Here is a 12614-nt window from a genome sequence, read left to right as displayed (position 1 = left end):
AAATAGAATTTTACCCTAAATAAGGATAATTATTTTAGTTGAAATTCTGAAGAGGTAATGAGGCGTTCATCCTCAAATACATTTAGGGTGTAGGTTCCTGGTTTTAAAGAGCCCTCTGGAATGGTTACAGATTCACAAACAGAGGTCTCAACACCCAAATACACAAATTCTACCCTTTTACTATAAACATTTCCGTTAACTACGATTGTATTGGCGTTATCCTCAACAATCTGCTTATCAGGATCTAAAAATTGCAGGTAAATAACCTTCTCAGACTCAGCAACGTTGGGATCAGTAAGAATGGTAACACAACCTCGCAGCTTTTCTATAGTGGAGGCTTTGTTGGTGCCTACCGGTCTTGCTCCCCTTAACCTATAACCCCGACCTTCAGAAAAGTCCATCTTTAGATAGTTTTTGGTTTTTAATTTTTGGTTCAACTCCAATATCTTTCGGCGTTGGAGTGCCTCTGCTTCAGCTAATGAACTTGAACTGGCACGTAATAGTTCCATTTGCCTTCGGCTATCTTCATACTTATCGGTAAGAAGCATATTATTATAGCGTAGAAAATTGTTTTTAAGCATTAAACTGTCATTCTTAGCGGCAAGCCTCCTTAATTCAGATTTAAATTCTCTCAACTTAGCAACGGTGAAGTTTAACCTTCCTACGGAATCCTTTAATTGTTGAACTTCAAATTTTGCATCTTGAAGCTCTATATCGTTCATTTCGTTTAATGCAGATATCCGATCCAAATCGGCTTTCATTATGGTAAGGTCCTTAACTAAAATTTCCTTTTCTTGTTCTAAGAAATTTATTTCCGTCTTTGACTGGGCATAGCTATAATAAAAGGCAATAAGTATGCCTAATATAACTGCAACCAAAGCAGTAAGGATTATTTTATAATTGAATTTAGTATCTTGACTATCCATTCAAAAATCGGCCTTTAGTAGGTTATTCTAATATTGTAAGACTTGTTATACAATAAGCTCTCAAATATAGTAAATGATGTAAACACCCTGCTATTCCCCTTGGTGTGTTTTGGATGTAATACCCAATTAACTAGAGGAGAGAAACTTTTATGTACCGTTTGTCGGCATCAATTGCCACTCACCGATTATACCTTTAACGATGAAAATCCCGTAGATCGTATTTTTTACGGGAGAATTAACATTAAAAAGGCAAATTCCTTCCTTTTATTTACAGATCACGGTATTGTAAAAAACATTATCCACAATCTAAAATATAAAAACCAACAACAGATCGGCAGTTTTCTAGGCAATTGGTTTGGACAAATTATTAAAGAGAATAATTATATACCAAACATAGATTTTGTTATCCCTGTTCCTTTACATAAGAAAAAACAAAAGAAAAGAGGGTATAACCAAGTGGCTAAATTTGCAGAACAAGTGGCTAATCATATAGGGGCGACCTACATAGAAGGTATACTAATAAAGACCGCAAATACACGCACACAAACCAAAAAAACCAGAATAGGTAGATGGTACGATAATAGATCACTATACGAAGTAACAGATGAAAAATTACTGATGAACAAAAAGATTCTTTTGCTTGATGATGTTATAACTACGGGGGCAACGATGGAATTGTGCGCCATACCAATTAAAAGAATCGAGGGTACGGAAATCTTTATAGCCAGTATGGCCATAGTTGAATAATGTTATTTCTATAAAATATGTCGTTTCTTTGTGCAAGATTTTCATTAGTATGTTTCGTAGATTTTTAGCTTGTTTTTATCTCTTTTTTATTGCCATGGCTTTTTACCAATGTGCACGCAAAGGAACACCTACTGGAGGACCTAAAGATGTTACCCCCCCCGTTCTTGTTAAGGCGGAACCACCTAATATGTCTATTAGCTTCAAAGCCGAAAAAATAAGGTTATATTTTGATGAGTTGGTAAAATTAAAAGATGTACAAGAACAGCTCATAGTTTCACCCCCATTAAAGTACCCACCTATAGTGACGCCCCAAGGAGGTGCCAATAAATACATAGAAATTAAAATTAAGGACACCTTATTGGAAAACACTACATATACCTTGAATTTTGGTCAAAGTATCGTGGACAACAATGAAGAAAACCCAAATAGCTTTTTTAGCTATGTATTTTCAACTGGTGATTATCTAGACTCGTTAGAACTTGCTGGAGTGGTAAAAGATGCCTTGAAAAAGGAGGCGGAGGATTTTATTAGTGTTATGCTTTATAAAATAGACACCTCATATACCGACTCTACCATCTACAAAAAACCACCTAACTACTTAACCAATACTTTAGACAGTACTGTGATTTTTAGATTGAAAAATTTAAAAGAAGGAAAATATGCTCTTTTTGCTATTAAAGACGCAGCAAAAAATAATGTATTTGACCAAAAAACGGACAAGATTGCTTTTATACAAGATACCGTAATTTTACCTACAGACTCTATTTACTTACTTAATCTCTTTAGGGAAATACCAGATTATGCGGCGGCAGTACCATCATTGATAGCCAAAAATAAGATTAGCTTTGGTTATTATGGCAATGGAAATGATATCCGAATTTCACCTTTGACCACAATGCCAGATTCGGTAAAAACTATTATTCTAAAAGAGCGAGGAAAAGACACTTTAAATTACTGGTTTACGCCTTTTGAAATGGACTCATTACTATTTACAGTAATCAATGATGCCGAAAAAGTAATAGATACTTTTACCGTTAAAAATAGAAAAGTTGATTTTGATTCATTGCGTTTAACCCCTGGTCAAACAGGAAACTTAAAATATGACGTGCCCTATAGTATTTATAGTAACACACCACTTGTAGCTGTTGACAGTTCCAAAATCAGCTTAATACACCAAGACTCTATCCAATTACCATTTGGAGTGAATTTAGACCGTATTAAAAATGAGATTAATATTGATTGGGAAGTATCACCTAATAATAAATACAGGATACTGATGGTGCCTGGGGCTGTTGAAGATTTTTTTGGCACAACCAATGATTCCATTGCTTTTTCCATAGGGACCAAAAGCCTCGCAGAATTTGGCAACTTAACGTTAAACCTGAATGGGTCTAACATTGTTTACCCGGTGATTGTTCAATTAATGAACGAAAAAGAGGAAGTACTACGTGAGATTTATACCAAGGAACCAATACCTTTTGAGTTTAACCAACTGGATCCAGGCAACTACTTGATCAGGGTAATTTTTGATGAAAATCAAAATAAAAAATGGGATACGGGTAATTATTTATTAAAGAAGCAACCCGAAAAAATTAGTTATTATCCCGGATTGATAGAAATGAGGGCCAATTGGGAAAAAATTGAAACTTTTAATCTACTGGACTAAGGGCAATATTGCATTTTCCCCATGTTTTCCATTCATTTTTCAATAAAGTAATTAATTCGCAAGTTACTTACACATAGGAAGATGTTGCAACCTAACAAGTTGGCAATATGGATACTCCGTTTTTAAGGGTTTCCAGTACTAAAGGCTATACTGTTATGCAATATCCATCTAAATGAGAAAGAGGAAAGCAGAAAGGTTGAAGACTTATGAAATAACAAAAAATGTTTTAGTCCAATTGAAGAGTAAAATGGTCCCTATCCTCTAAAAATTTAAGTTTTCCCCTAGTTTGTACTAAATGGTCTTTGGTAACTACCACCTCTAAAGATTCTTCCTCTTCCGAAAATACCAATGTTTCGCCTAAAGCATTATAAACAGCCGAATGCCCTACATATTCAAGACCTTTTTCGTCAAAACCTATCCTATTTACCCCTATACAATACGACATATTTTCAATTGCACGGGCTTTGAGCAATACGTCCCAAGCGCCAATTCTTGGTTTTGGCCAATTGGCAACATACAACAGCACATCATAATTATTTGTATTACGGCTCCAGACAGGAAAACGTAAATCATAACAAATCATTGGATTGATTACAAAACCTCTAAAATCTACTAGTAATGTGTTTTTACCGGATATATATTTCAAATGTTCTCCAGATAAGGTGAAAGAATGTCTCTTGTCGTAGGTTAGATAACTACCATCTGGTTTCACAAAGAAAAGTCTATTGTAGTTGATTCCATTTTCCGTGTATATAATACTGCCAACCAATGCTGCATCTTTTTCTTTTGCATTCAACTTCATCCATTCTATTGTCTTCAATCCCTCAGTTTCATCAATATTTTCTGGTGACATTGTAAAACCGGTTGTAAACATTTCCGGAAGGATTATTAAATCTACATCACTTGATAAATTTTCTATCTTTTTAGAAAATACAACACGATTTATTTCTGGTTTTTCCCAATTTAAAGATGTTTGAATAAGCGCTATTTTTAGGGTTTCTTTCATAAAGGCCAAGTGTTAATCTATAGAATTACAGTTGCTTATTTAAAATTAAGCATACTAACTAATTTTGGGATAAATTATACTACCATTTTAAAAAAGACATTATTTTAACATTTCTATTAATTCTGGCACACCTTGCATTTTTGCGTGGTCTAAAGCTGTATTTCCCCGGGCATCCTTTATATACCTGTCTGCTCCTTTCTCAATCAATAATTTAGCAATATCAATTTTCTTAAAGGTAACTGCATATATTAAACAAGTACCACCCATAGCATTTTGCTCATTTATAAAGGCTCCTTTTTCAATTAAAATTTCAACTAAATCTGTATACCCTTTAAAACATACTCCCATTAAAGCTGTATTGCCAGAAGCATCTTTTAAGTTGGTGTCTGCCCCCAAATCCAATAATGTTTGTACAATATTCTTATGATTATAATAAGTGGCCAAAATAAGTGGGGTAGAACCCCTTTCATCTTTACTGTTTATTAATTGTGGATTTAATTCAATACCCTTCTTCACTTCATTTACGTTCCCCTCCCTGATAAAACTAAACAATCTATTTTCCATAATATCCATACCTAGTAGTTAGTCAAAAATATGAAATACACTTTTCAAAGACTTAATATTTAATAGCTTATTCTTAATTAAGAATAGCGCCTAATAATAGATAAAATTTATAGTATTGAAATATAATTGTAATATTTTCTTACTTATAAACAATATTTTCTTTCAATTTTAATACCTTAGTTATTCTAAACTTATAATCTATTTTAACTTGATATCCCCCTTCTTGGATTATTTTGTAAAAGACTATCCAGCTGCAGTAGCTGTACTTGATGATAGGCTAAAAATCATTAATTATTCTCAAATTTGGCTAGAGGAGTTTGAGTGTCAGGACACTGACCTATTAGGGCAAAAACTTGTTGATGTTCTTGACCACATTCCTATCGAGCTAAAAAATGACCTTAACAAAAGTTTAAAAGGAAAGAGAATTTCAAGTCCAGCTACCAAATTTACTACAAAAGGCAATGCCATTAAGTGGTTAAAATGGAAAACCTCACCTATACTGGACGATACTAAAAAAATTGGAGGGATTGTTTTATTACTTGAAGATGTTACTAATTATGAAAGGAATAAGGAATTATTCTTAAAAGGTGAATTGGTATCCAAAACAGGAAGCTGGGAATTAAACTTGCTTAGCAATGAACTTTATTGGAGTCCCATGACCAAAATAATTCATGAGCTACCTCTCAGTTATATTCCAAATTTAGAAGAGGGTATAAATTTCTATAAAGAAGGTGAGCATAGAGATAATATAACCGCATTGGTAAGTAATGCCATTGCCGAAGGCACCAATTGGGATACTGAACTTATATTGGTTACTGCAAAAGGTAATGAAAAATGGGTAAGAGCAAAGGGTGAAGTGGAATGTATTGATGGTAAAAAACTACGGATAATTGGAACGTTTCAGGACATAGACAATAAAAAGAAAGATGAACTAAAATATAGAGAAACTTCTGAAAGATTAAAAATTGCCACTAATGCGGCCAAAATTGGAATATGGGAATTTGATATCAAAAACAATAAGCTGGTATGGGATAAAAATATGTTTGATCTATACGGTATTAAAAAAGAAAAATTCACTGGGGTCTATGAAGCTTGGGAATCCGTAGTTCATAACGATGACAAGGAACGAGCCCAATCTGAAATAACTACGGCTATTAGCAATGAAAATATGTTCAATTCTGAATTTAGGATCGTATGGCCAAATGGTAATGTTAGAAATATAAGGGCAATAGCCAACACAGAAAGGGATGCCAATGGAAAAGGAATAAAATTGATCGGTGTTAACTGGGATGTTACCGAGCTAACAAATGCACAATCTAAATTATACCAAAGTGAAAAGTCAATTGCTTCTGCATTTGAGAATTCTGTAATAGGAATGGCTTATTTAGATTTAGATTATAAATTTATTAAACTTAATAAAAGCCTATGTAACACTTTGGGCTATTCAGAAAAGGAACTGGTCAATTTAAATTTTCAACATTTAACACATGAAGAAGATTTACAAAAAACCTTAAATCTATTTAATAAAATTAATCAAGGGAAAACTGACAGTTTTCAATTAGAAAAAAGATACTATCATAAAAATAAATCCATAATAAACACCATTAAAACAGTAACCGTAGTTAAGAACTTAGATGGCGGCATTTCCCATTACATTTCACAAGTATTGAATATTACCCCTAGAATTGAAGCAGAAAAAAGATTACAAGAATTACTTAAGGTAACCAAGGACCAAAATTCTAGTTTGACCAATTTTGCACATATTGTTTCACATAATTTACGATCACATGCTACCAACATGTCTATGTTAACGAAGTTTCTTATTCAAGAAAATGATGAGAAGGAGCGTGAAAATATAACAACTATGTTGGTAAACGCTGCCGACAGTTTAGATGAAACTATCCTACATTTAAATGATGTTGTACAAGTAAAAACAGGTGCTTTAGAAAAAATCCAAAGTGTCAATGTTTTATCTTGTTTACTAAAGATTGAAAAAAGTATTGAAGGATTACTACTGCAGAAAAAGGCAAAAACGAAAATCTTTGTTAATAAATCCGACTTTGTAATGGTTGTTCCTGCATATATTGAAAGTATTTTCTTTAATTTGTATACAAATTCCCTAAAATATAGCTCACCACTTAGAAAACCAAATATTGAAATAAGTGCAAAAACACAAAGTGGTATCACAACCATAGTCTTTAAAGACAATGGTATTGGAATAGACATGAACAGACATGCCGACAAAATATTTGGCATGTACAAAACATTTCATAAGCACAAGGATTCCAAAGGTATTGGTCTTTTTATAACAAAAAACCAAATTGAGGCTATGGGCGGCACTATTAATGTGGAAAGTGAAATAAACAAGGGGACAACATTTTATATTACCTTAAAACAAGCATAAACAAAGATGGGCAAGATTGATAGTTGTTGCATAATAGATGATGATCCAATTTTCATTTATGGCACCAAACGAATAATGAAAGAAATGGACTTCTGTGAATCATTTATTGTATATAACAATGGACAAGAAGCATTGGACGGAATAATGAAAATAACTTCTGCAGGTGAAAAATTACCTTCTATCATATTTTTAGACTTAAACATGCCTATTATGAATGGCTGGGAATTCTTAGATGAATTTATTAAATTACCCACTAACAATACCAATAAAATTTTGGTATATATAATTAGCTCCTCCGTGGATCCTAGAGACCTTGAAAAGGTGAAATTATATCAAGAAGTTAATAATTATATCTTAAAACCAATTACCCCTAAGGATTTAGAAACAATTTTGACAACAATTTCTACCAAATAGTTTACTATTAATCTACCATAGGTCTTCTCAAAATATTATTTTATTCTAACCAAATCGCTACCCATTACTATTTAACAAAATTTTCAGATAATTGAAATTATTTTGTAACTTATGAATACTTTTATTGAATATCCGCAATGAGTCATATAATAACGTCACCTCGAGCGCAGTCGAGAGGTCGTTTGACATTACGTACTCAAAAAGAGGTCTTGACTGCGCTCGACCGGACATGGCTTATTATGTTTATGATTCATTGCGGACATTCAGATACTTTGTGATACAAAAATACATTCATGCCGTAAATGGTATTTAAATTTTAGACCCTAACAGGCATATGATTAAATTAGATAGTTGTTGCATAATAGATGATGACGAGTTTTTTTCCTTTAACACCAAAAAACTAATGAAGGAGAATGGCTTCTGTGATAATATATTACAGTATACTGATGGCCAAAAAGCTATAGACGGTCTAATTGGTCTGCTCATTGAGAATATTCCACTTCCTGAAGTTATTCTACTAGACTTAAATATGCCCAACAAAAACGGTTGGGAATTTCTGGAAGAGTTTAGTGGGATACCAATGAATCAAAGATTAGGCGTTAAGATTTATATTGTTAGTTCTTTTGTTAGTCCTGATAATCTCGCAAAAGCAAAAACATATGATATGGTAGAGCAATATATAATGAAACCATTTACCGTCACTTCCTTAGATAAAATTACAGTTACAAAAAAAGCTAGTTAATATTTATCTTTCACCAGGTGTGAAATCATTTGGTGCATTTTTTGGAGAGTTTGTGGTCCCCGATTCTCCCGTATCATTAAAAATAATCCATTCAAAGAAACTATAGTTAGGGTTTCCTCTAATGACTTCAATCTTTCTTACTGCCCTACCGTCCTCAAATTCATGGTCCGTACCACTACCATCTTCCCCGATTCTACCAAAAATATCAATTACGGATCCAAAGGGATCAACCAATAGTAAAGTATCATCTCCATTGGAGTCTGCTGGAGAATTTGTGCCTGTAATAACATCAGGCTGAAATCCATAAATAGTTTCAAAAACCGGACCATTGGGCGATACCACCAGAGTGCTTTCTGCTCCAATATTATAATCTGAAAGGTCTAATTGTGAACTTATTTCCAAACTTGCATTGGTGTAACGCAACAGTTTCCAACCATTTAAAGATAATGGCTCTTGCCCAGCATTATAAATCTCTACAAATCTTGCCCCCGAATTATTGTCGGGGTCTGCCAATTCAGAAATAAAAACATTGTCAGAGGTAAATTCCGTGATTACGTCATCACATCGTTGTTCATTAAAACTAATATCATCCAAACCCCTAATTATAATCCGATAAGAACTATTCACTAGTGTAAGAAGCCCTCTTATTTTTCCACGAGCCGTGGGTAATTCCGTTTCTTGAAAATCAGAATAACCACTATTTATCATAACTAATTCATTATCATCACAATCTATTAATACGCGATCCGTTTCCTCTTCCTGTTCAGCAAACGTTTTACCAAGTTCCTCAAACTTAAACTCTACATTATCCAACTCTATCAGGGTATTGACCATGTTGTTATCTATGTTTGGGATAGAAGTTTTAGTAGGAATTATTTCTGAATTGTCAGAACAAGTCAAAAGTACATGCTCATTAACTGTCTTCGAGGGCAACCTACCAACAGTTCTATTTCCAAATGAGTTGAATACGTCTCCCAATTTATACAACCCTTTTGATTTACCAAGATACAGTCCTTTTAACTTAACCAAGACCTTGGAACCAACACTATAAAACAAATGCGAGTCCCTTAAATCCATTTCTATCTGAAAACCTTCCAGAGGAGTATTGGGTGCATCTTGAAAATGAAGTGTTCCAAAAAAATTACCAAATCTGTCCGATGAGTTTATATACCCTTCAATAACCAAATCTTCCTGGATTTGAAATGTCTCGCCAACATAGAGTCCTTTAACAGCACCAAACGTTGTGTTCGCTTTTAAATCCGTTTCACACTGCAAGCTTGGAGCATCAAAATTTGAACTTTTCACACAACCTATTAGACTTAATAAAAGTATAACTGGCTTAATCCTAAAGCTTGTATTCAATAATATGTTGGGTAATTTCATATTCCTAGAAATTAAAAACTTATTGAAAGATTCAAAAAATAGGTCCTTCCATAGCCATACCAATATTTTGGTGCAAACGAAGGCGATCCACTTAAATTATCTTGCTTTAACTGTCCATAATTACCATTACGACTTTGTTCATAGCCACCTGTTCTAAACTTAGTATCAAAAACATTATTAATACTTGCAAACACTCCAATATATTTTCCATTTGTCAACCAAGATTTTCCTCCAACCATATTTAGTAAGTAAAAATTATCTAACGGTTTTTGGCGTAGCAATTTATTTAGATTTTCAATTGAAGCGTCAGGAAATAGAGTGCCCGTTTCGGGATCTACCATAAAACTATTGGTTCTTGTTATCGTTGAAATATTGGCATAATTGTTCGCTAGATAATTGGCTGTTACCCCTACCCACCAATATTTTGGATCGCGATATTCAATACCAAAAGCCATAGCTTTTTGAGGCCCTTGAGCTAGTTTATAACCTTTTATAGTTGCAATTCCTAAATCTTTTGAGCCACTTACATCTATTAACTCATCTTCTGCGGCTGCAGTATCAAAATTAATGGTGACCATTGGATCACTTGCATATAGATATTTGCCAATCGACGCTACAGTCGATAATTTTACAGATGAAGACAATTGATACTCTAAACCCAGCTCTGTACCTAAATGTAACTTATCTAAACCTGTCAATACTTCTTGCACAAAATCAGAGCCAACACCAGCATCTACAAAGAAAAAATTAATGTCAGTAGTATTTTGAAACCTTGTATAGTAACCCGTTACACGACCAATAAGTTTTGGCATTCTGATATAATAGTTAATATCTGCTGTCGAAATCTTCTCACTTTCAAGATTGGGAACCAATGCATTTGATTCTCTAGGATTAATAAAACTATTCTGAAGCAATGGTGCTTTTTTAATTAGTGCACCATGTACGGACACCCAATGTCTCCCCGTAATACTTTTTGTTAAGCCCGCTTTTAAACCATAATTAGAAAAGCTGATTTTTTCGCTTTCTCCCAAAGAATTATCAAGAAACCTTTCATTTTGGAAATTTCCTTTTCGCTGGTATGACATCAATTCTATGTTCCCTGCTAAAAATGCCTTCCACTTAGGCAAATCTAAACTTAACTGAGTATTTGCATTAACCTGATTAGCCTTGAAGTTATAGTTGTAATTAAAAATATCACCTGTTGATTTTTCAATATCGCCATTGATGTTATTACGTGTCAAGGAAAAAGGATCTATATCCTTATGGTAATTAGCCCCTAACAAATCTGTTATTTCTGCATAATTCTTAGAAACTAGATTTCTTCCAAGTATCCCAAAACCTAATTTTAAATTATCAGCTAATTTTAAATTTCCATTTAATCTAGCGGTTAGTTGGGTATCAGAAGTAGTATCATCACACAAAACATATGCTGCTTTCCCATTTTGTGATATGCTGGTATTGGCTCTGTAAATAGAATTCCAATCTAACTGCGGATTAGAAATAAAAGATTCCCTTGCAATTTCTGCACTCTCAAAATTAGCTCCAATTGGACTATTGATATAAAAACTTGGTAAAAATCTATAATAGGTGGGGTCTGGGTTTGGGGAATTAAAGTATCCCAATCTACTTTTAGAAAAATTACCGGTTTGGTACATGATACCGGCAGTTACGTTTACGTTCCCATGCTCATAAAAATAATTTAACAATACTATTGGCTCCGCAATTTTTCGCTCCCTTGAGTTTCTAATTTTACCATTCTGTATTCCCCAATACGGATTATATTTATTACCAACCAAATCAAAAACTTCTCTGGTCAATGCGGATGACCTACCTCTTCTATTAGAGGCCATAATTGCGGTTAAGGAAATAGTATTTGTAGTGTTAAACTTAAATTCCAAAGAACCATAAAATGAATAAGCGTCGTATAACGTACCATCTATATAACCTTCTTTTGCCCATCTTCTCGAGGTAGAAAAGATATAGGCTATTTTATTATCCTGTAATCCAGAATTATATGTTGCCATAACTCTTCCTGTATAAGTTCTGTTAGTTGCAGATGAAGAAATACGCAGTCCAGGTCTTAGCCCCGAAGGTCTAAGATCAATATTTGTATTTCCCAATATGCCGCCAAAAGTATAATCTGATGCTTCCAGTCCATTTGAATATTGCTGATTTCTTATTACGTCATTAAGCCCTCCCCAATTGTTCCACTGGGGCCTTCCATCATAAATTTTGTTCATTGGCATACCGTTTAACAACACTTCCCCATTCTGTGAATCATATCCCCGCACCCTAAAAAATGCCTGTCCAAAATCAAAAGCGGCCCTATTTAAGAACACATCTCTTGTAGATTGCAATAACCCTAAGGCATTAGCACTTGCTTCATCGTCCAGGATTTCACTTTCGGTTAGTGTTATCAGATTAACCTGCTTATCAACAGCAATATCCCTTTTTAAAAGGATGTGCCCTAAGTCTAGGTCCTTGCCCTGCAAATTAATTGGGATTCTTTTTATAGTAAAATCATTGTACGAAATATTTAGTATATAATCTCCGTTTAATGAATGTGCCAATAGAAATTCACCTGCTTGATTGGTTGTTGTTTTTAATAATTCTCCTTCGATAGCAACTGTTGCACCTGTTATCAATGAATTGTCCAGTTCATCTAGTACAATTCCTGAGATAGAAGTATTTTCTTGGGCAAATAGTAGCTCGGTCACTATAAAAAGTAACATCCATAATATGCCTTTGTACATATAATCAGT

10 protein-coding genes are annotated in these 12614 nt (G+C 33.7%); 5 read left to right on the top strand and 5 right to left on the bottom strand.

The window, feature by feature from the left end:
- Positions 1-29 precede the first annotated feature (29 nt).
- A complete protein-coding gene (locus ACOCEA_RS05840) occupies positions 30-926 on the bottom strand; it encodes a hypothetical protein (RefSeq protein ID WP_420755275.1) in 897 nt (298 codons plus the stop codon).
- A gap of 42 nt (positions 927-968) precedes the next feature.
- Between ACOCEA_RS05840 and ACOCEA_RS05835 the strand changes: the two genes are divergently transcribed.
- Positions 969-1673 (top strand): ComF family protein, encoded by a 705-nt coding sequence (locus ACOCEA_RS05835; protein ID WP_420755274.1) that lies wholly within the window; start codon positions 969-971, stop codon positions 1671-1673.
- Between the two features lie 49 nt (positions 1674-1722).
- On the top strand, positions 1723-3339 hold the full coding sequence (locus tag ACOCEA_RS05830) for an Ig-like domain-containing domain (RefSeq protein ID WP_420755273.1): 1617 nt from the start codon (positions 1723-1725) through the stop codon (positions 3337-3339).
- Between the two features lie 226 nt (positions 3340-3565).
- On the opposite strand, the gene ACOCEA_RS05825 is transcribed toward ACOCEA_RS05830, so the two are convergent.
- The gene (locus tag ACOCEA_RS05825; RefSeq protein WP_420755272.1) at positions 3566-4345 is read right to left on the bottom strand and encodes a nitrilase family protein; all 780 of its coding nucleotides are present in this window, start codon (positions 4343-4345) and stop codon (positions 3566-3568) included.
- Between the two features lie 99 nt (positions 4346-4444).
- Positions 4445-4918 carry an ankyrin repeat domain-containing protein gene (locus tag ACOCEA_RS05820; protein ID WP_420755271.1) on the bottom strand — a complete coding sequence of 158 codons (474 nt, stop codon included), beginning with the start codon at positions 4916-4918 and terminating at the stop codon, positions 4445-4447.
- Positions 4919-5132: 214 nt separating this feature from the next.
- On the opposite strand from ACOCEA_RS05820, the gene ACOCEA_RS05815 reads away from it, so the two are divergent.
- From ACOCEA_RS05815 to ACOCEA_RS05805, 3 genes are all read left to right on the top strand, one after another.
- Positions 5133-7313 (top strand): PAS domain-containing sensor histidine kinase, encoded by a 2181-nt coding sequence (locus ACOCEA_RS05815; RefSeq protein WP_420755270.1) that lies wholly within the window; start codon positions 5133-5135, stop codon positions 7311-7313.
- Between the two features lie 6 nt (positions 7314-7319).
- A complete protein-coding gene (locus ACOCEA_RS05810) occupies positions 7320-7727 on the top strand; it encodes a response regulator (RefSeq protein ID WP_420755269.1) in 408 nt (135 codons plus the stop codon).
- 334 nt (positions 7728-8061) lie between these two features.
- A complete protein-coding gene (locus ACOCEA_RS05805; protein ID WP_420755268.1) occupies positions 8062-8469 on the top strand; it encodes a response regulator in 408 nt (135 codons plus the stop codon).
- A 3-nt stretch (positions 8470-8472) separates the two neighbouring features.
- Here the strand turns inward: ACOCEA_RS05805 and ACOCEA_RS05800 are convergent, their stop codons facing one another.
- Both ACOCEA_RS05800 and ACOCEA_RS05795 read right to left on the bottom strand, forming a co-directional pair.
- Entirely contained in the window at positions 8473-9774 is a 1302-nt protein-coding gene (locus ACOCEA_RS05800; RefSeq protein WP_420755267.1) for a DUF5689 domain-containing protein, read from the bottom strand.
- An 89-nt stretch (positions 9775-9863) separates the two neighbouring features.
- Positions 9864-12605, bottom strand: coding sequence for a carboxypeptidase-like regulatory domain-containing protein (locus ACOCEA_RS05795; RefSeq protein ID WP_420755266.1), 2742 nt, complete (start codon positions 12603-12605; stop codon positions 9864-9866).
- Between the last annotated feature and the right edge of the window lie 9 nt (positions 12606-12614).

This window comes from Maribacter luteocoastalis, from assembly GCF_048890225.1.
GTDB classification, from domain to species: Bacteria; Bacteroidota; Bacteroidia; order Flavobacteriales; family Flavobacteriaceae; genus Maribacter; species Maribacter luteocoastalis.
This window is presented reverse-complemented; position numbering and strand designations above follow the sequence as displayed.